The organism is Halovibrio salipaludis (genome assembly GCF_002286965.1).
In the GTDB taxonomy this organism is placed as follows: domain Bacteria; phylum Pseudomonadota; class Gammaproteobacteria; order Pseudomonadales; family Oleiphilaceae; genus Halospina; species Halospina salipaludis.
This window is the reverse complement of sequence record NZ_NSKD01000001.1, coordinates 178,449-196,728: the sequence shown is the minus strand read 5'-3', so window position 1 is coordinate 196,728 and position 18,280 is coordinate 178,449. Positions and strand designations below refer to the sequence as shown.

The following is an 18,280-nucleotide window of genomic DNA, read 5'->3' as shown; positions in this document are numbered from 1 at the left end:
CGTAGGCTGCTGCCGTTATCGGAAATGCAGGGAACAACCTCATGGAAAGGGGAAACGCAGGACTGCTCAGCCGTAACGCTGATCGACGTGATACGCGCCGGCACAATATCCGCCTCGCTGTAAGGGCCGTGACGCCCCAGGGACTTTCCTGGCTCTGTCAGGTGACCGATTTCTCCTCGGAAGCGGTTTCAATACGCTACCCCGCCTCGCGCGAACCCGCGGTCCGGAGCTGGCTGGAGTCAGGGGGGGAGAGTATCCGGCTCCAGTTCCATCACGGGACTCTGGACCGCTGGCAGACGATTCGTGGGTACGTGGTCCGTTCAGGGCCCGGTTTCCTGGTAATCCACTTCGCCGACGATGCCCTTCAGGGGTTCGAGACGTTGCTGGCCCAGGCCGGGCTGGCTCCATCCAGGCCCCATCGGGCTCCGGATGTGATTCCGAGCCGGGCCCCTTCCGCCAGCGCCCGTGGGCGCCAGGCGGAGGCGGCAGTGCGGCAGGCTGCGATTCCACCGGTACCCTCGTTGATTGAACCAGAAACCATGCGCCAGGAACCTCTGGGCGGGGTTGCGATGCATGAGGCCATTGCCCGTCTTTACGGGGGCGGCGAGTCAGGCTCCGGCGTCTTTCCGGGAGAGCTGGTTCCGGACCTCATCCGGACAATGGGTGAGAGCCCCCGTATGACCGGGCGTGGCCGGACGCTGCTCGACTGGCTGACGCCGGTGGTCGAACGGAGTCTGGCGAGGAAACCCGACGCGCTGGCTCTCAAGGACCACCCCCTGCGGAAGCTGCTCAACCGGATCGGCGACCTCGAAACCGCGGATCATGAGAGTCCGGGCCCCTGGCCTGATGCGTTGCTCCGGACCCTGCGTTCTCCAGAGGGAGCCGATGAAGAGGCCCTGGCCGAGGCGGCCGGGATTCTCAGCGCGGAGCTCCAGCAGCGCGATGACGCGCACCAGCGCAATCTGCGCCGGGTGACCAAGGCGGTTGCGGGCAGCGAGCGCCTGCGGGAAGCAGAGACCGCCACCGACAGTGCACTGGATGCCCGTCTTCTGGGAGGACCGATTCCTCTGTCGGTATTGCGGTTTGTCGAGAATGACTGGCGCAACCGCCTGGTGCTTCTGCATCTCCATGAAGGGGAGTCCAGCACTCTCTGGCGGAAGGCGCTGGCGCTACTGGATGCAGTGCTGGCGTATCACCGGTACCCGAATGAGTGCAGCGCCCACGATGTCAACGCGCAGCTTGAGGCCATCTGTGATGCCCAGGGCGACTGTGATTCGGCCCGTGCCATGCTCAGCGCCTGTCTCCGGGAAGCGGGCGTTCAGGAGTTGGTCCGTCTGAGCGAAGGGTTCGCACAGGATGTGGACGAGTCAGCGGATGATGAGTGGCTGAAGCTGTGGCGTCCCGGCCTGGAAGGAATGCCTCTCGGCAGCTGGTTCATGGACGGACACCATGGACAGCCGCCGGTGCGCCTGGCCTGGACCAATGCCCGGCGCCGCCGGTTTGTGCTGGTAACGCCTTCGGGGCGCAAACAGTATGACCTCAGTCTGGCTGAGCTTGCCCATCAGGTGGCTGAAGGCGCCCTTATCCCGGTCAAGCGCCAGGATCTGTCTCTCGTGGACGAGGCGCTGGGGCGGCTTCTGGAACAGCTCTATGAACGCCGGATCCGTGAGCATACGCTGGATCCCGAGACCGGACTCGCGGATCGGGAGACCTTCCTGGGATGGCTGGAGCGTGTCCTGCACACCGCGCCACTGGACCGCGAGCAGGCACTGGTGGTGCTGTCATGGGACCGCAGTGCTGATGCGGCGGCCCTGGCGGGGGAAGTGCGCCGGGAGCTCGGGAAGGGTGGTATGGTCGGGCGGGTTGGCGCGCGCCGGATGGCTTTCCGGTGCCAGCGGGCGAATCTTGAGTCCTGGCTGGTCCTGCTGATGCAGCGGTGCAATGCACTGGTCCTGGATGGTGGCAATCATGTCTGCGCCGGCGTGGCCGTGGGTGATCCGGCCATCGTGACGGCCTCCCGCTGGTACCACCTGGCGGAGGACGCAGCCAGGCAGGCCCCTTTCGAATATCCACCCGCCTTCCGTTTTGCGAGTGTTCCTGCTGAACGCAGTCGCTATATACGCCGGCTGGTGGATCGGCTGGCAGGGAATGGTCAGTTGAGGCAGGAAGAGCTCATGCTTCAGGCCCAGCGGATCATCCCGCTTCACGGGTCAACCCGTATGGCCGCGCAGTATGAGCTGCTGATGACCCTGCCGGATGAGCACGGCAACCTGATGATGGCGCGGGAGCTGATTCCCCTGGCGGAACGCTTCGCCGGTGCCCGGAATCTGGATGAATGGCTGATGCAGGCGGTAATGGACTGCCTGTCACGCCCGATGCAGACGCTGCCGGAAGCCGATCCGGGCATCTGTATCCCGGTGCTGGGCTACACGCTCACGGAGCCGGGATTGGTGCGATTCATCCACGAGGTTTTCCGGATCCAGCCCTGCCCCGTGCACCGCCTATGGTTCTGCATCTCGGACGCGGACGCTCTCGCGGACCCTGATACCGTGGCGCTGTTCATGCGCGAGGTGCGGGAGCTGGGCTGTCGCATCTGCCTGGATGCGGATGAAACCGATGCTGGACTGGCGTACCTGGTCAGGCGGCTGCCTGTGGATCTGATCCGGGTGCGTGCCAGAGCCCGGGATGAGAACGATGGTGGCCAGGAGCCCAGGCTGGGGGCGGTGGTGACGGCGGCCCACCAGCTGGGGGCGGAAGTGATTGTTTCCGGTGTCAGCCGTTCGCAGCGGATTGAGCGGCTGCGCGAGCTCGGTGTGGACTATGCTCAGGGCAGTGCCATCGCTCGGCCGCGGCTGTTGCACCATTGAGGCTTGCCAGCCGTCGGTCCCCCATGCACCATAGCGGATTCCCGAAACAGGGACCCCCAGTGCAGAGCGGGCCATTCGATCATGTCCAGCCAGTACCCGATCATCGCGGTCACCGGTTCCTCCGGTGCCGGCACCACCACTACCGGGCGTGCCTTCAGAAAGCTGTTTGTCAGTGAAGGCCTGCATGCGGCCACCGTCAGCGGGGACAGCTTTCACCGCTATACCCGGGAGGAGATGGCGCGGGTTGCCGAGCGCGGCGACTATGGTGACTTCAACCATTTCAGCCTCGAAGCCAACCACATCGACAAGCTGGAAGCCCTGTTCCAGGATTTTGCCAGCACCGGCACCGGGCAGTACCGGGAATACGTGCACGATGACGACCGCGAGCTGATCGCGGAGGGTCATGAACCGGGCAGTTTTACGCCCTGGCAGAACCTGCCGGCGGACTGCGACCTGCTGTTCTACGAGGGGTTGCATGGCGGCGTGCAGACGGAGCAGCACGACGTGGCCGGCCATGTGGATCTCCTGATTGGGGTGGTGCCCATCGTCAATCTGGAATGGATCCAGAAGATCCACCGGGACACCCATCACAGGGGCTACAGCCAGGACGAAGTGGTGGAGACGGTCATCAACCGCATGGACGACTACGTCCAGGACATCGTGCCGCAGTTCTCCAACACCCACATCAATTTCCAGCGTGTTCCCACGGTGGACACCTCGAACCCCTTCGTGGTGCGGGAGGTGCCGTCCGCGGATGAGAGCATGATCGTGGTCCACTTCCGCCACTACGCGGATGTGGATTTCCAGCGTCTGCTGCAGATGATTCCGGGGAGCTTCATGTCACGCCAGGACACGCTCGTGATTCCGGGGCCCAAGCTGCCTCTGGCCATCGATCTGATCCTCAGGCCGCGGATACTGGAGCTGATGGAGCACAAGCGCTACGCCTGGTAGCGCCCGTGTTCAGCCGTGGTCGCGCAGGAAGCGGCGGACCAGCCGGCCGGTCTGCAGTGGCGCCTCCAGCATCGGAAGGTGGCCGATACCCCGCAGCACCGTCACTTCCGCATTGGGCAGCAGTGCGCCGTAGTGGTGGGCGCAGGAAACGTCCAGTACCTGGTCACGTTCGCCCCAGATCACCTGTGCCGGCGCCTGGATCCGCTCCAGAAGCTCCGGGATGCGCTCGCGGGGCTGCATCATGTCCATGAACAGGTGCTGGTTGACCGGGCGCCGGTGGCGCATTTCCGGCCCCATCGCCAGGGGCATGACACGGCTGAATATCCCGCGCCCCCGCCAGGTGGCGTAGCGGAAGAGAGTGCGGGTTTCGTCCGCGTTACCGGGGATCAGCGGGTTACGGCCCTCAATGAGCTGGCTTTCCATGGGGCTGTGGCGGGCACTGCCCATCCCTGCGGCATTCATCAGGACCAGGCCGGCGACGTGTTCGGGGTGGTTCGCGGCCAGGGTGGCCCCGACAGCACCGCCCATGGAGGAGCCGACCCAGAACGCCGGTGGCAGGGCCAGGTGCCTGGCCCATTCCGCCATGCGCCGGGCCTGGACCTCGTAGGTGTAGCGGGCGTCCGCGTGGTAGTCGCTCTGGCCGAACCCGGGCAGATCCGGCAGGTAGAGGGTCATACTGCGGCGCCGGATGGCTGGAATCAGGCTGGCCCAGTTCTCCTTGCTGGCGCCGAAACCGTGGAGCAGCACCACCGGCGTTCCGTGCCCGGAGCCGATGCGCCAGTGCTGGATGCGGTGCCCGTCGATCTCGATGCTTTCCGCCTGGATGCCGGGAATCCAGCCGCTGATGGCCTGAAGCTTCTGCCAGGCGCTGGTCGCTGGTTGCCAGCGGTCCAGCGTTGCGCGGTCCGGCTGGGCCGAGGGTGCCTTCAGGTAGGAGTCGCTGACCTCCTGAAGGGAGTCCAGTATCGCGTTGAAGGTGGTCGCTTCCATCAGCTTCTCCGTGCTGCGTTCTGGCGTTGGCGGTTGAGCTTCAGCGCACCGGTCACGAGGCTCTGGTAGCCGGCGGGCATAAGCCGCTGCATCCAGTCCGCGGCATGCGCTTCAGTGCCGATCAGAAGCCTGCGGCGGTTGCGTTTCACTGCCTTCAGTATAGCCTGTGCGGCGTCATCCGCAGTGGTCCGGAACAGCTTCTCGAAGTTGGCCGTCAGTGTGCCCGTTTCCTCGCCCATGAGATCGGACATGCTTGCGTCCATGCGCGCGGTACGGGCGATGTTGGTCTTGATGCCACCCGGGTGGACGCAGGTGGCGGAGATGCTGCCACCGTCCATGTCGAGTTCCTGGCGGAGGGATTCAGTGAATCCGCGCACCGCGAACTTGGTGGCGTTGTAGCTGCTCATTCCGGGCTGGGCGAAGAGACCGAAGATGCTGGAGATGTTGACCACATGGCCGCCGCCGGGGGCTTCCTTCAGGTAGGGCAGGAAGGTTCTGGTGCCATAGAGCACGCCCTTGAAGTTGATGTCCAGGATCCAGTTGTAGTCCGTGTAGCTGGACTCGGCCACGGAGCCCGCGTGGGCCACGCCGGCGTTGTTGAAGATCAGGTTGACCTGGCCGTGGTCCCGGACCACGTTTTTGGCCCAGTCTTCCACCTCGCGGCGCCTGGCCACATTGACCGTGGCGCTGGTCACGTTGACGCCCCGGTTTTCACACAGGCGGGCGGTTTCAGCCAGGCCCTCCGCGTCCACATCACTCAGGGCGAGGTGACAGCCCTCGGCTGCCAGTGCGCTGGCCAGGGCCCGGCCAATGCCGGACCCCGCGCCGGTAACGGCGGCTACCTTGCCGGAAAAGGACTTCATGCGGGCTGTTCCTCCAGTTTGGCTTTGGTTGATGGAGCCTGGCCATGGGATTCGGTGCCGGCCTGCTCCCCGGCAGTACCGGCGTGGTAGGCGGCGGCGTCGAACTGGCGTGTCTGACGGCTGAAGCGGAAGGTGAAGTCCGGCCACAGGGCCACGTTCTTGCCCGTCTCCGGATGGATATACCAGCTGGTGCAGCCCCCATCATTCCAGATGGAGCCATCCAGGCGGCCCTGTAGCCGCTGGTTGTACTGCCTCTGGGTCCTGTGCTTAACATCGACCCAGTCGATGTCCTTCTCTTCCATGGTGCGGATGGCATCCATCACGTACTGGATCTGGGATTCGATCATGTAGACCATGGAGTTGTGCCCCAGGCCGGTGTTCGGGCCCATGACCATGAACAGGTTGGGGAAGCCGGAAATGGCGGCGCCCTTGTAGGCTTCCGGGCCATCCTGCCACAGCTCGTTCAGGTCCTGCCCATTACGGCCCTTGATCAGTCCTTTCGGGACCGGGTCCGTGGACTTGAAGCCAGTGCCGTAGATGAGCACGTCGATTTCACGGTGCTGGCCATCCGTCGTCACGATCCCGGTCTCGGTGATCTCCTGGATGCCGTCGGTCACGACATCCACATTGGGCTGGTCCAGCGCCGGGTAGTAGTTGTTGGACATCAGAACCCGCTTGCAGCCGAACTCGTAATCCGGGGTGACCTTGCGCTGCAGCTCGGGGTCGCTGATCTGGCGGCGGATATGGGATTTCGCCATATACCGGGCGGCCTTGAGCAGCTTCGGGTTGATCAGCATGGGCACGACCCGGCTCTCCAGCATCCAGTACAGCGCCTTGCGTTCCAGTTGCTGGACCATTGGCAGGCGGCGGAAAATGCCGCGCTCCTTCTCGCTGATCTCACGGTCCGGCTTGGGCATGATCCAGGGGGCGGAGCGCTGGAACAGGTAGAGCTGCCCGGCCTCTTTCTGCACTTCAGGGACGAACTGGATGGCCGAGGCGCCGGTGCCGATCACGGCAACGCGCTTGCCGGTCAGGTCGTAATCGTGGTCCCAGTCCTGGGAGTGGAAGGCCTTGCCCTGGAAGCGGTCCGTGCCCGGGATGTCGGGATAGGCCGGAATCGACAGGGCGCCCATGCCGGAGACAAGGACGCTGGCGGTGAAATCACGCCCGTGGTTGTCCTTCAGCTGCCAGAGGGCCCTGGATTCATCCCATTTGGCCTCGGTCAGGGGCGTGTTCAGGTGGATATGGGGGCGGATCCGGTACTTGTCGGCGCAGTGTTCCAGGTACTGGCGGATCTCCTCCTGGGGCGCGAACATCCGCGTCCACTCCGGATTGGGCTCGAAGGAATAGGAGTAGACGTGGGACTGCACGTCGCAGGCGCACCCGGGGTAGTGGTTCTGCCGCCAGGTGCCGCCGATGCCGTCGTCCTTCTCGAAGATCCGGAAGCTGTGCCGGCCCTCGCCCTTGAGCCGGATGGCCATACCCAGCCCGGAAAAACCGGAGCCGATGATGGCCACCTGGGTGTGCCGGGTCGCGATGGTGCCATGTTGTTGTTGGGCCATGGGCCTTCTCCCTGCTTGCCTGTATACATCTGTCTACCAACGTAGACGAATGTATACCTCGGTGTAAAGACTTTCAGTGAAGAAAGTGACATTCAGCAATGTAACGGTATGCAGGAATGTGCCCATTGGCACCCGGGACCGGGTGCGGAGTCAGCAGGGATAACGGGTGTGTAGAGGAGGGGGGGCCGGGGTTCAGGGCAGGTTGCGGGAGTAGAAGATCTCCAGCATTTCCTTCTGCAGGCGCTGGTGGATATCGTCGGCTTCTTCCTTGTCCAGGTCGGCCGCGTTCACCCCGAAGACGTAGTTGTCGAGGTTGAACTCGCGCAGGATCATCTTGGTGTGGAAAAGGTTATCCTGGTACACGTTCACGTCCATCATCTGGTACGCGGCGCGGGTGTCCTCGGTGAGGTAATCCTGGATGGAGCTCATCTCGTGGTCGCTGTAGTGCTTCTTGCCGTTGACGTCCCGGGTGAAGCCGCGCACGCGGTAGTCCACGGTGACGATGTCGGAGTCGAAGCTGTGGATCAGGTAGTTCAGCGCCTTCAGCGGTGAGATGAGGCCGCAGGTGGAGACGTCGATGTCCGCCCGGAAGGTGCTGATGCCCTCGTAGGGGTGGCTTTCCGGGTAGGTGTGGACGGTAACGTGGCTCTTGTCGAGGTGGCCTACGAGGGTTTCCGGCAGCGGGCCGGGGGAGGCTTCGCTGATGTTGCCTTCCGGGGCTTCCTCGTGCTCGGCGATGAGCATGGTGACGCTGGCACCATGGGGGTCGTAGTCCTGGTGCGCGATGTTGAGGATGTTGGCGCCGATGATCTTCACCACGTCGGTGAGGATCTGGGTCAGGCGCTCGGCGTTGTACATCTCATCGATGTATTCGATGTACGCCTGGCGCTGCTCTTCGGTGCGCGCGTAGCAGATATCGTAGATGTTGAAGCTGAGGGACTTGGTCAGGTTGTTGAAGCCGTGAAGTTCCAGCTTGGGTTCCATCGGCATGCCCCTCCACTTTCTGCCTGTTCGCTGTGCCGGTAAAGCCGGGTATTATGCCTGTCCGGCTCCGGGCTGAACACCGTTCGGGGTCTCAGGGATTTCCCGGAGTGATTCTGGCTCTCTGTCGCAAGACTGACTTTGCTCTGCCGGCAGCGAACTCGGTGGCAGGGCTCTCCGGGAACCGCCGCAAGTACATCCGTGTAGGCTACCGGTGGCCATCCATGGCCACCGAGTTTCCCTCCGAGCCCTGCCACCGATTTCGCTGCTTATAGCGTGTTGGTGCCCGAGACCTCTTTTTTCAGGTGACTTCTATGCCTAGACCTGCAACCTGAAAGATCGACTTTCAACCCTCATGGATCGTGTAGTCATGCGTGATCTCAACGCCCGCCTTCTCCAGCATGATGGAGGCCGAGCAGTACTGCTCCGCGGACAGCTGGATGGCGCGGGCCACGCGTTTCTCGTTCAGGTCCTGGCCGGTGACGTGGAAATGGATATGGATCTTCGTGAAGACCGACGGCACGGTATCCGCACGCTCGGCGGTGACTTCCGCGCGGCAGTCGGTGACGTTCTGGCGGGATTTCTGGAGGATGCTCATGACGTCGAACGAGGTGCAGCCGCCGATGCCGACGAGCATCATTTCCATGGGCCGTGCGCCCTGGTTTTCGCCGCCGTGGTCCGGCGGTCCGTCCAGCTGGATCTCGTGGCCGGAGCCGGTGGTGGCGCGGAAGCTGGCGGCGCCGGTCCAGTTGATTGTAGTACTCATACCCATAGTAGTGGCGCTCTCCCATAACGTTGAAAAAGGTGTGGTCGGGGAGTGTCATACGGGAAACTCGGTGGCCATGGATGGCCACCGCGTAGCCTACATGGATGTACTAGTGGCGGTTCCCGTATGACACTCCCCGGCCGCGCCTCATGCTGCGAGGATGAAAGGCTACCACAGGGCGAAAAGTATGGGTTAAGCCATCGGAACGACGAACCCCTTGTGCTGTTCTATACTGGGTGCTATCAAAAGGAGATGCCCCGCCGGGGCCAGAACGGAAACGTCCATAACAGAATCAGGATGCCATCATGACCAGTATTGCCAGACCCGTCGACAACAAGACCAAGCACCTGGACTACTTCCTGTCCCAGTGCCACCGGCGGCGTTACCCGGCAAAGAGCACCATCATCTACGCCGGCGATAAGAGCGACTCACTGTTCTACATCGTCAAGGGCTCGGTCACCGTCATCATCGAGGACGATGACGGCCGCGAGATGATCATGGCCTACCTCAACGCCGGCGACTTCTTCGGCGAAATGGGCCTGTTCGACAACATGGACTCGCGCAGCGCCTGGGTGAAGGCCAAGACCGAGTGCGAGGTTGCCGAGATCAGCTACACCAAGTTCCGCGAGATCTCCCAGGAAGACCCGAAGGTCCTGTACTTCATCGGCGAACAGATGGCCTCGCGCCTGCGCCAGACCACGCGTAAGGTCGGCGATCTGGCCTTCCTCGATGTGACCGGCCGTGTGGCGCGTACCCTCCTCGACCTGTGCGAGGAACCGGATGCCATGACGCACCCGGACGGCATGCAGATCAAGATCACCCGCCAGGAAATCGGCCGCATCGTGGGCTGCTCCCGCGAGATGGTGGGCCGCGTCCTGAAAACCCTCGAAGACCAGGGCCTCGTGCAGGTCTCCGGTAAAACCATGGTTGTCTACGGAACCCGATGATGAAAATCTACGAAATGAAGAAAGCGCCGAACCCGCGGCGCGTACGTATGTTCATGGCCGAAAAGGGCATTCTTGATCAGGCCGAATTCGTTGAAATGGATCTTCAGCAGGGGGAAAACCTGACGCCGGAATTCGCCCAGAAGAACCCGATGAAGAAGGTCCCGGTGCTGGAACTCGATGACGGCACCTGTATCTCAGAGACCATGGCCATCTGCCGCTATTTTGAGGAACTGCACCCGCAGCCGCCGCTGATGGGCAAGGATGCGCTCGACAAGGCCAGGATTGAGCAGTGGCTGCGCTGGCTTGAGCTCTACTTCTTCATGCCGACCGGCATGTGCTTCCAGCATACGAGTGGCGTATTCAAGGACCGGATGACGCCGTTCCCCGAATGGGGCGAGGAATGCCGCAAGGGCGTGGAGAAATTCATGCACTTCCTGAACAAGCACCTGGAAGGGCGTGAGTTCATCGTGGGAGACCACTTCACCGCAGCGGACATCAGTGCCCTGTGTACCGTTGACTTCAACAAGGTCAACAAGATCGGCATCCAGCCGGACCAGACCAACCTGCAGGCCTGGTACGACCGGATTTCGCAACGTGAGTCCGCTAAAGTCTGACCAGAGTCAGCGCTTGAGGACGAGAACAGCTGTTTTGGATGAAGGAGCTGCCGGTTGCCTGTATGGGTTGTGAATATAAACGAATATAGATAATCTTCCGACGATCAGGGACAGAACCACGCGCAGGGAGCAGTAGTCGCCCTCCTAGATTTTTCTTCCAGTTCTTCCCAATTAAGGGCCGGAGTTACGGTCGTATTCGTCGCGTTTATGGAATTGACGCAAGGAGCATAAAATGGAATTTGAATGGGATGAAAACAAGCGGCAGTCGACGCTTTTAAAGCGGGGGATTGACTTCCTTGATGCGGCTCTCATCTGGGATGATCCGTTCAGACAGGAACGAAAAGATACGCGTTTCAGCTATGGGGAAATTCGCTACCAGACAATTGGCCGAGGGCCACTGGGTGTTCTTTTTGTAGTGTATACAGTGCGGGTTTATGAAGAAGGCCAGCCCGTCAATCGGATTATTTCTGCTAGACCTGCAAACCACAAGGAAATTGAGCAATACCGGCTCAGGACGTTTAAGAGAGGAAAATCTTCATGACCGAATCGACAAGGCGTGTCAGTCTGGAGCAGGCCAGAAAACTTAAAAGCCTCTCTGATTCCAGGAAATTCAGAGAGGTATCGGAGGAAGAAATCGCTCGGATGATTGAGGAAGACCCGGACCTCTATCATCTGACCGATCAGGAGCTCGCTGAATTTGAATTAGCAGGGATGACTACTGATGAAAGAGACCGATCGTAGAACTCGAGTAACGTTGGAAGAGGCAAGGTCCCAGAAAGGGCGCTCGAACTTCGCCAAGCTTGTTGCGGAGCAGAAGCACGGCAAGAAACCCCCTGGAAAACTCATGAATGGGTAACGGGTAGAGCAGGAGAGTGTTTCGTCAAAGGAGGCCTCAAAGGAAGTGGGCGCTTGAGGAGATTGAACAGCGTGCTGCCGAGGAACGGGCCCGTTATTCCGAGACCACGGAAGACGAGCCGGATGCACTAGCTTCTGGTGGCGATATGGAGGATATTTCCGGGGAGGAGGATGATGAAACCGAGTAACAGAGCGCCTACGGAAAGAGAGAAACAGACGAGGCCATTGGTTGGTGAAGTATCACCAGAGGAGGCCCGTCGAAAAGCGATGGAATTTGCCGTCAGGGAACGTGAGAGGGCTGGGAAGTCTGTTAGTCAGCGGCGCTAGTGGTTTCATCAATTGGCAGTATCGGTAAGAACTCTGACGGCTGGCCCATATGGGTCAGCGTCAGACGGTGCATGGCCCGGGTGCACGCAACATAGAGCAGGGCCTGGTCCATGGGACGGTGGTAGGTCTTTGCACTGACGTCCGGCACGATCACCTCATCGAACTCCAGCCCTTTCGCCATGTGTACGGTGGAGACCATCACACCCATGGCGAAGGCGCCCTCGGTCTCGGAGACCAGGCGCACACCGTCAATCCGCTCCGCCAACGCCTCGTACACCTGCTTTGCCTGCTTCTGTGTGCGGCAGAGGATCCCAAGTGTGTTGTTTTCAGAGGCCTGGAAGGCTGTGCAGGTCGCCGCGATGGCGTCGAACTCCTCGCGCCGGGTCCGGTAGCCGTTCACGGTGGGCGCCTCGCCATGGCGCTTGACCGCTTCCAGCTCCGGGTTGGGGGCAATGGCCTGGGCGAAGAGGGTGATCTCGTAGCTGGAACGGTAGCTCTTGGTCAGCGTGACCCGGGTGGCCTCCGGCATGACGCCCTTGATCCGCTCCGCCGTTGAGCCGCTGTAGGGGTTGATGGACTGGTTGGCGTCGCCGAGGATGGTCTTGTTGCACTTGAACAGGCTCGCGATCACCGCGTACTGCACCGGGGTATAGTCCTGCATCTCGTCCACCAGCAGGTGTTTCACGTTCCGGTAGCGCGACCGGATGCCTTCCAGCCGCATCTTCAGGTAGATCAGCGGGAACACGTCCGAGTATTCCAGGCGGCCCCTGGAGGCGGTGGTGAACAGTTCCGGCTGGCCCAGCCAGGTGTAGAACTGCTTGTAGGTCTCGCGCAGGCTGGACTGCTTCACCATGCCCTGGATTTTCTCCTGCAGTTCCCGGCGCTCGTTGGGCATCAGGTCGTAGTTGTACTGGATGCCGATCTTCTGCTCGATCTCCTTCGTCACCTGCCGCACCCGTTCCTTCGTGCCGAGCTTGCGGTGCTTGCGGAAGGTTTCCTCCAGCAGCCAGCCCGGGACCAGCCGCCGGGCGATCCACAGGTCCTCGGCGGCGAAGCGGCTCTTCTCCACCTCGTTGATGTAGGCGTCGAGCTGCTTCAGGAATTCCGGCGAGGCCTTGTAGCGCAGGCGTTCCTTGAGGGCGTCGTCGTCTTTCTCCAGCAGGGCCGTGGTCTGTTCGAAGAAGGTCTGGAAACGGTACTGGCTGTCCAGCAGTTCGTCTGCCAGGTCATCCATGCCCACTTCGTGCACGGACTCCTCGCCCAGTTCCGGCAGCACATTCGAGATGTAGTCCGCGAACACCCGGTTGGGGGAGATGATGAGGATGTCGTCCGAGCTCAGGGTGTCCTTGAACCGGTACAGCAGGAAGGCGATGCGGTGCAGGGCGATGGACGTCTTGCCGGAGCCGGCCACGCCCTGGATGATCAGCGCCGGCGCGTGTTCGTTGCGGATGATGGCGTTCTGGTCGCGCTGGATGGTGGCGACGATGTTTTTCATGCCGTCGTCGGAGCTGCGGCTGAGCTCCTCCTGCAGCACGTCATCCACCACGTTCACTGAGCTCTCGATCAGCATGTCGATGGTGCGGTGGCGTATGCGGAACTGGCGCTTGGCGGTGATCTCGCCGCTGACCTCGCCCTCGGGCGCCTGGTACCGGGCTTCGCCGGTCTCGTAGTCGTAAAACAGGGTGGCGATGGGGGCACGCCAGTCGTAGACCAGGGTGCGGTGGCTGTTCTCGTCGTAGAACTGGTGCACGCCTACATAGGTCGGTTCCGGCTCGGAGTGGCCGTCACGCTGGAAATCGAAGCGCCCGAAGTAGGGGGTGCGCTGGAGCTTGAGAAAGCGCTGCTTCTGGGCGAGGACGTTGTCGCCGGTGGAGACCGCCTGCTGGATGGACTCGCGCTGGCTGATCTTCTCGATGTGGTCCATCTCGTCACGACTTTCCCAGAGGTATTCCTTCTGGGACTGGATCTCTTTTTTATAGTGCTCCAGGCGCTGGTTGGCCTCGTCGATGGCGCGCTCGAGGCGGTCCTGAATGTCGTCCAGGTTCTGCTGTTCTTCCGCTTCGGCAGGCGTGGGCGCTTGCTCGTGGCTGGTCATGGGCGGGTCGTGTCCGGTTCGTTCTGGCTTGAGGTGTGGATTCTAACGGACCGGCGTACCGTCTTTCACTCCCGGGCGGGTACGTCGACAATCCGGTCGTGCAGGGGAACCAGTTCCGCCAGCAGCTGGTTCTGGGCCCAGGTCGGCACGCCCTCCTCCTCCATGGCACGGATCAGCTGTTCCACCAGGGCATTGAACTGGGTTTCGGTGACGCCCATGCCCGCGTGGACGGACCGCATGTCCTTGCCGCTGTAGGTGCAGGGGCCGCCGCTGAGGGTGCACAGCTGGTCCGTCAGGTTGCGGTGGAAGCGGCGTACGTCGATGCCCTTGAACTGGGGAGCGATGCGGTCATCGTCCGCGATCCGGCCCAACAGATCCTTCACGATGGTCGAGATGCCTGAACGTTCGCCCAGCGCCTGGTAGAGTTCGGAGTCCGCGGCGGGCGCCTGAGCCGGCAGTGTCATGAGTGCGGCCAGGAACAGGGCCGTCAGGGTCGGGGTGTGGGCTCGCATGGTCAGAAGCTCCCTTCAATCGACAGATAGGCGCCGTCCTGGGATTCCAGGCCGGCAATGTCGCCCAGGTTCACCCAGGCGGCGGTGACCGACAGGCGCCGGTCCGGGATCCAGGCTACGTACAGGTCCCACCAGTCATCCTCACCGGCAAACCCCAGGTTGTTCGGCTTCTGTCGGTACTCGCCGCCTACCACCCAGTCGCGGCGCAGGAAAACACCGGCGCTGGCCTCGGCCATCAGTTCATGGCTGTCATTACGGTCACCGCCGAAGCCGAGCAGGCCGCCCTGGTTGGCCCGGGTGGCCCGAAGTGTGCCGTTCACCACGACGTTGCGGCCAAAGGGGCCGGCGAGGAAGAGTTTGCTGCCGCTGAGGTAGACGTCCGTGCCACTATCGTTTTCCGCTCCTACAGCTTGGCTGAGGGGAATCTCGGAGACCCGGTGGCGCTTGTGCTGGGCCCCCAGGCTCCACTGGCCGTAGGGGCTGTAGATGAGGTCACCAGCCAGGCGGGCCTTGATGCCGAAGATGTCCTGGGTCAGGTCCGTTTCGTTGAAGTCGAGCTCGAATGCCAGGGTGTCCATCGTCAGCTCCTGGCGGGCAAAGCTCACCTCGATCCGGTTGTGCCAGTTCAGGGCTGCTCCCTGGACGTTGAGCGTGTAGTCCTGGGTGTTGGCCCGGGAGAGGGCGACGGTGCCGCCCCATTCCTCGTCACTGGCGTAGCCCGCCAGAGTTGCCCAGGGGCTGAGACCACCGCCTGCGCTGCCCTCGATGCTGGTGACGCCGCCGGTTCCCCAGAGGCGGCTGCCAGGTGGGTCCGCGCTGGCCAGGGGGGTTAGCGCCAGGCTCAGGCCCAGAGCCAGTATCCGGGATGTCTTCATGGCGTATCTCCGCTGATGCTGAGCCCCTGTTCGCGAGCCCACTGTTCATATCGAATGGCCCAGTCGGGCAGGTCCGCTGCGGGCATCGGTCGGCCCATGAAGAACCCCTGGGCCTGTTCGCAGCCCCATTGCCGGAGCATTCTCCAGCTCGCATGGTTCTCGATGCCCTCGGCACAGACCCGCAGCTGGAGTCCGTGGGCCAGGTCGATGGTGGATTTGACGATGAGCTGGTCCTGCTCTTCGGTGTCCATGTTCAGGACAAAGGACTTGTCGATCTTGAGTTCCTGCACCGGGAGCTGGCGCAGCTGGGCGAGCGAGGAGTGTCCCGTCCCGAAGTCGTCGACGGACAGGGTCACGCCCAGGGCGCGAAGGTTTTCCAGGGTCCGGAGCGCTACGCCGGTGTCGCGCATGACGGCGCTTTCGGTAACCTCGAAGGTCAGCCGGTGCATCTCGCCTTCAAGGTGCTGGAAATAGTACTGCACTTTTTCCGGCAGTCCCGGATTGGTCAGGTCCAGTGCCGACAGATTGATGGCCAGTTTCAGGTCCAGCCCCTCGGATTGCCAGTAGCGGAGATCCTCCGCCGCCATGGCCATGACCAGCTCTGTCAGCAGCAGGGTCTGGCCAGAGCTCTCAGCCAGGGGGATGAACTCCTCCGGGCTGATGAAACCCAGCTCGGGATGGTGCCAGCGAACCAGTGCTTCCACCCCGACAACACTCCCTGTATCCATTGTCACCTTGGGTTGGTAGTTCAGGTGCAGTTGCCGGTTCCGGATGGCCTCACTGAGGTCACGGATCAACTGGATCTCGCGCAGGTGCTCTTCGTCACCGCCCGGTGTGTAGAGGGCGATATGTTTCGGTGAGTGTGATGCGCGCTCCAGCGTCAGACCCAAGCGCCGCTGCACCTCATCAATGGTGTTCGCCTGTTCCGGCATGCCCAGTGCTGCAAGCTCCACATGGATCTGGATGGGACTGCCAAACACTTCGACAGAGGTCTCAATGCGCTCCTTGAGCCATGCAAGACGTTCCTGAAGGCTTCTTTCATCAAGGGATGGCAGTATCGCCATGAACTGACTGCCGCCGGTTCGGGCAAGTTCGCCGGGGGTCAGCAGGATTCCGTTCAGTCTGAGTGCGGTCGCAACCAGGGTCTCGTCGCCGAACCGGAAGCCCAGCATGTCATTGATGGTCTTGATGTCCGGGAGGTTGATGGCGATGACACTGGCTTTCCTGCCGCTGTCCAGGTAACGCTGGAGCTGCTCCCTGATGGCCCGCCAGTTGGGCAGCCCCGTAAGGGTATCGTGGGTTGCCGCGTGCTCAATCCGCTGCTCGTGTTCAAGGATGCTTCTGCGCATGGTCAGCAGTGACCGCAGCAGGATCCGGGGCTCGCCACGCACCCTGATTTCGGGAGGGGCCGTATGGCGATCGTTGCCCAGAGCCTGGGCAAAGCGCGCCAGCTTGAATATGGGGCGCCCGAGGGTGCGCGCGGTGACGAGTACGACGCCGCTGGCAATCGCCAGGACCACGGCGAGGACCGTCGCCATCTCAAGGATGAGCGCGTAGTAGCGTGACAGGGCGCTGGCGCGGTCCTTGAGCAGCCAGACCTGTACCGGGGTCCGCTCGATCCCCTCAAGGCTCATGGAGCGCATGAAGAACTGGCTGTTCTCATGCATGCCGGAGGTTGTTGCGGCCACCGAGGCCATGGCTCCGGTGGGCTGTTCCGGCCCGGGCAGGCTGGCGCCGAGAATGCGGTTTTCGTCGTCCGTGGCCTGGAAGACCACCTCGGTCGCGGTGAGGTCCGAGATGAGACGGGCAAAGTCATCGTCCAGGCGGAACCCGGCGATGAGCCAGGCCTTCAGGCCGCCTCCCTCAATGGGCACCATCAGGACCTGGAGGACCTGGTCCCGCCAACGGGTGACGGCGGAGACACTGCCGTCCTGGCGGGCCTTGCGGAACAGGGTCTCAAACGGCATTGCGGCGCCGTTCTCGAGATCTGCGAGGTTAGCGATCAGGTTGCCGTCATCGTCGGCGATCATGGCCAGGTCGGCGTTGGCGCGGGCGCTGTGGTTCTCGAGCGCGCTGGTGATCGTAGGGATATCCCTGGAGGCGATGGCGGATTTGAGGCCGAAGTCCCGCGAGACGATCTGGAGATTCGAAACGAGTAGGTCCGTGCGTGCGTCAATCACCTCGTTGGCCACCCTTTCGGCGACATCCAGCTGTTCCTGCGCGCGGGCCTTTTCCTCCTCAAAAAGGTTGTACATCAGCACCGCGGCCACACTGCCACTGGCGAGCACGACCAGTGCCAGCATGGCCAGCATCAGGCGGGCGCGGAAGCCTGTTTCAGGCAGTGATCGCATCAGAGGTCCTGGAACTCCTGCTGGAGCTGGTCGAGTTCGTCACCACCCTCGGCTTCCGCTTCGAGTGCGATGGCGATCCGGGGTTCATCCCCGGGCGTGAACGAGTGATGGAGGAACCGTCCGGTCTCAGTGAGACGCGGGTGCCAGATCCCGGCATTGAGGGACTGGCTGCTGCCGCCGGAAGCACGTTCAAACACCACTTCACCGTTGGCATCGGTCCGCCCGTAATGGGGGCGATCAGTGACAAGGATGAAGCCCTGCATGTGATCGTGGATGTTGCACCCGATCTCGACAATACCACTCTGGTCGAAGTGGATGGGGGATTCCGGCTCGCCGGCGTAGAGCTCGATGTCGAATGTCTTCGCGCTGGAAAAGGAGTACACGTGGTGCTGGGTGTTGTCCCGGTTGGGGAAGTTCACCTCGGAGCCGGCCGGAATCACCAGCACCCCGGGCTGAAAGGCGCGGTCTTCCTGGGCGATGGTGAAGGTGCCCGGTGAGGGGGCATTGGCTCCGGGCAGGGTGACCACAGCGCCTTCAACGGGCTGGCTGGTGTCCTCTTCGAGCACAGTGATGGTCAGTGATTCAGCAACGGAGACAGCGGGAAGAACAAGGGCGCCGAGTATGGCGAACCATAGTGGGCGGGGGGACAGGGATCTCATGGCCCAACCTGCTGGGGTCGTTTAACAATGGAAAAGGTAGCACACCCTGAAGGATACGCCCCATG

The 18,280-nt window shown here is 62.3% G+C and carries 17 protein-coding genes; 7 read left to right on the top strand and 10 right to left on the bottom strand.

Translation table 11 applies throughout. The annotated features are described in order from the left end of the window. Positions 1 to 41: 41 nt before the first annotated feature. Both CK501_RS00965 and CK501_RS00960 read left to right on the top strand, forming a co-directional pair. Complete coding sequence (locus CK501_RS00965; protein ID WP_095615857.1) at positions 42 to 2,867, top strand: DUF1631 family protein; 2,826 nt, start codon at positions 42 to 44, stop codon at positions 2,865 to 2,867. Between the two features lie 81 nt (positions 2,868 to 2,948). Beyond that, positions 2,949 to 3,818 carry a phosphoribulokinase gene (locus CK501_RS00960; protein ID WP_095615856.1) on the top strand — a complete coding sequence of 290 codons (870 nt, stop codon included), beginning with the start codon at positions 2,949 to 2,951 and terminating at the stop codon, positions 3,816 to 3,818. Positions 3,819 to 3,827: 9 nt separating this feature from the next. On the opposite strand, the gene CK501_RS00955 is transcribed toward CK501_RS00960, so the two are convergent. The 5 genes from CK501_RS00955 to CK501_RS00935 all read right to left on the bottom strand — a co-directional run bounded on the left by CK501_RS00955 (position 3,828) and on the right by CK501_RS00935 (position 8,980). Beyond that, complete coding sequence (locus CK501_RS00955; protein WP_095615855.1) at positions 3,828 to 4,808, bottom strand: alpha/beta fold hydrolase; 981 nt, start codon at positions 4,806 to 4,808, stop codon at positions 3,828 to 3,830. Further along, positions 4,808 to 5,671, bottom strand: coding sequence for an SDR family NAD(P)-dependent oxidoreductase (locus tag CK501_RS00950; RefSeq protein ID WP_095615854.1), 864 nt, complete (start codon positions 5,669 to 5,671; stop codon positions 4,808 to 4,810). Before CK501_RS00950 ends, CK501_RS00955 begins: the two co-directional genes overlap by 1 nt. After that, a complete protein-coding gene (locus CK501_RS00945) occupies positions 5,668 to 7,233 on the bottom strand; it encodes a flavin-containing monooxygenase (RefSeq protein WP_095615853.1) in 1,566 nt (521 codons plus the stop codon). The genes CK501_RS00950 and CK501_RS00945 overlap by 4 nt, the downstream gene beginning before the upstream one ends. A gap of 192 nt (positions 7,234 to 7,425) precedes the next feature. Continuing rightward, positions 7,426 to 8,217, bottom strand: a complete 792-nt coding sequence (speD, locus tag CK501_RS00940; protein ID WP_095615852.1) for an adenosylmethionine decarboxylase — start codon at positions 8,215 to 8,217, stop codon at positions 7,426 to 7,428. 343 nt (positions 8,218 to 8,560) lie between these two features. Then, complete coding sequence (locus CK501_RS00935) at positions 8,561 to 8,980, bottom strand: OsmC family protein (protein WP_095616570.1); 420 nt, start codon at positions 8,978 to 8,980, stop codon at positions 8,561 to 8,563. Between the two features lie 305 nt (positions 8,981 to 9,285). Here CK501_RS00935 and crp point away from each other — a divergent pair, with 305 nt between their 5' ends. From crp to CK501_RS16795, 5 genes are all read left to right on the top strand, one after another. Continuing rightward, complete coding sequence (crp, locus tag CK501_RS00930) at positions 9,286 to 9,927, top strand: cAMP-activated global transcriptional regulator CRP (protein WP_095615851.1); 642 nt, start codon at positions 9,286 to 9,288, stop codon at positions 9,925 to 9,927. Beyond that, positions 9,927 to 10,541, top strand: a complete 615-nt coding sequence (locus CK501_RS00925) for a glutathione S-transferase family protein (protein ID WP_095615850.1) — start codon at positions 9,927 to 9,929, stop codon at positions 10,539 to 10,541. The genes crp and CK501_RS00925 overlap by 1 nt, the downstream gene beginning before the upstream one ends. Positions 10,542 to 10,773: 232 nt before the next feature. Continuing rightward, a complete protein-coding gene (locus tag CK501_RS00920) occupies positions 10,774 to 11,082 on the top strand; it encodes a BrnT family toxin (protein WP_095615849.1) in 309 nt (102 codons plus the stop codon). Beyond that, a complete protein-coding gene (locus tag CK501_RS00915; RefSeq protein ID WP_095615848.1) occupies positions 11,079 to 11,282 on the top strand; it encodes a hypothetical protein in 204 nt (67 codons plus the stop codon). The genes CK501_RS00920 and CK501_RS00915 overlap by 4 nt, the downstream gene beginning before the upstream one ends. 131 nt (positions 11,283 to 11,413) lie before the next feature. After that, complete coding sequence (locus CK501_RS16795; RefSeq protein ID WP_158223005.1) at positions 11,414 to 11,584, top strand: hypothetical protein; 171 nt, start codon at positions 11,414 to 11,416, stop codon at positions 11,582 to 11,584. Positions 11,585 to 11,706: 122 nt separating this feature from the next. Here the strand turns inward: CK501_RS16795 and CK501_RS00910 are convergent, their stop codons facing one another. The 5 genes from CK501_RS00910 to CK501_RS00890 all read right to left on the bottom strand — a co-directional run bounded on the left by CK501_RS00910 (position 11,707) and on the right by CK501_RS00890 (position 18,215). Further along, the gene (locus tag CK501_RS00910; RefSeq protein WP_095615847.1) at positions 11,707 to 13,818 is read right to left on the bottom strand and encodes a HelD family protein; all 2,112 of its coding nucleotides are present in this window, start codon (positions 13,816 to 13,818) and stop codon (positions 11,707 to 11,709) included. A 65-nt stretch (positions 13,819 to 13,883) separates the two neighbouring features. Next, a complete protein-coding gene (locus tag CK501_RS00905) occupies positions 13,884 to 14,330 on the bottom strand; it encodes a group I truncated hemoglobin (RefSeq protein ID WP_095615846.1) in 447 nt (148 codons plus the stop codon). Positions 14,331 to 14,332: 2 nt separating this feature from the next. Beyond that, on the bottom strand, positions 14,333 to 15,205 hold the full coding sequence (locus tag CK501_RS00900) for a DUF3034 family protein (RefSeq protein WP_095615845.1): 873 nt from the start codon (positions 15,203 to 15,205) through the stop codon (positions 14,333 to 14,335). Next, positions 15,202 to 17,556, bottom strand: coding sequence for a putative bifunctional diguanylate cyclase/phosphodiesterase (locus CK501_RS00895; RefSeq protein ID WP_095615844.1), 2,355 nt, complete (start codon positions 17,554 to 17,556; stop codon positions 15,202 to 15,204). Before CK501_RS00895 ends, CK501_RS00900 begins: the two co-directional genes overlap by 4 nt. Then, positions 17,556 to 18,215, bottom strand: a complete 660-nt coding sequence (locus CK501_RS00890) for a methylamine utilization protein (RefSeq protein WP_095615843.1) — start codon at positions 18,213 to 18,215, stop codon at positions 17,556 to 17,558. The genes CK501_RS00895 and CK501_RS00890 overlap by 1 nt, the downstream gene beginning before the upstream one ends. Between the last annotated feature and the right edge of the window lie 65 nt (positions 18,216 to 18,280).

Excerpts from the sequence above, each read along its gene's own strand:
- CK501_RS00935 (WP_095616570.1), bottom strand. The coding sequence starts at position 8,980 with ATGAGTACTACAATCAACTGGACCGGCGCCGCCAGCTTCCGCGCCACC.
- CK501_RS00895 (WP_095615844.1), bottom strand. The coding sequence starts at position 17,556 with ATGCGATCACTGCCTGAAACAGGCTTCCGCGCCCGCCTGATGCTGGCC.
- CK501_RS00925 (WP_095615850.1), top strand. The coding sequence starts at position 9,927 with ATGAAAATCTACGAAATGAAGAAAGCGCCGAACCCGCGGCGCGTACGT.
- CK501_RS00905 (WP_095615846.1), bottom strand. The coding sequence starts at position 14,330 with ATGCGAGCCCACACCCCGACCCTGACGGCCCTGTTCCTGGCCGCACTC.
- CK501_RS00915 (WP_095615848.1), top strand. The coding sequence starts at position 11,079 with ATGACCGAATCGACAAGGCGTGTCAGTCTGGAGCAGGCCAGAAAACTT.
- CK501_RS00890 (WP_095615843.1), bottom strand. The coding sequence starts at position 18,215 with ATGAGATCCCTGTCCCCCCGCCCACTATGGTTCGCCATACTCGGCGCC.
- CK501_RS00910 (WP_095615847.1), bottom strand. The coding sequence starts at position 13,818 with ATGACCAGCCACGAGCAAGCGCCCACGCCTGCCGAAGCGGAAGAACAG.
- CK501_RS00920 (WP_095615849.1), top strand. The coding sequence starts at position 10,774 with ATGGAATTTGAATGGGATGAAAACAAGCGGCAGTCGACGCTTTTAAAG.
- crp (WP_095615851.1), top strand. The coding sequence starts at position 9,286 with ATGACCAGTATTGCCAGACCCGTCGACAACAAGACCAAGCACCTGGAC.
- CK501_RS00960 (WP_095615856.1), top strand. The coding sequence starts at position 2,949 with ATGTCCAGCCAGTACCCGATCATCGCGGTCACCGGTTCCTCCGGTGCC.
- CK501_RS00950 (WP_095615854.1), bottom strand. The coding sequence starts at position 5,671 with ATGAAGTCCTTTTCCGGCAAGGTAGCCGCCGTTACCGGCGCGGGGTCC.
- CK501_RS00900 (WP_095615845.1), bottom strand. The coding sequence starts at position 15,205 with ATGAAGACATCCCGGATACTGGCTCTGGGCCTGAGCCTGGCGCTAACC.
- CK501_RS00955 (WP_095615855.1), bottom strand. The coding sequence starts at position 4,808 with ATGGAAGCGACCACCTTCAACGCGATACTGGACTCCCTTCAGGAGGTC.
- CK501_RS00945 (WP_095615853.1), bottom strand. The coding sequence starts at position 7,233 with ATGGCCCAACAACAACATGGCACCATCGCGACCCGGCACACCCAGGTG.
- CK501_RS00965 (WP_095615857.1), top strand. The coding sequence starts at position 42 with ATGGAAAGGGGAAACGCAGGACTGCTCAGCCGTAACGCTGATCGACGT.
- speD (WP_095615852.1), bottom strand. The coding sequence starts at position 8,217 with ATGGAACCCAAGCTGGAACTTCACGGCTTCAACAACCTGACCAAGTCC.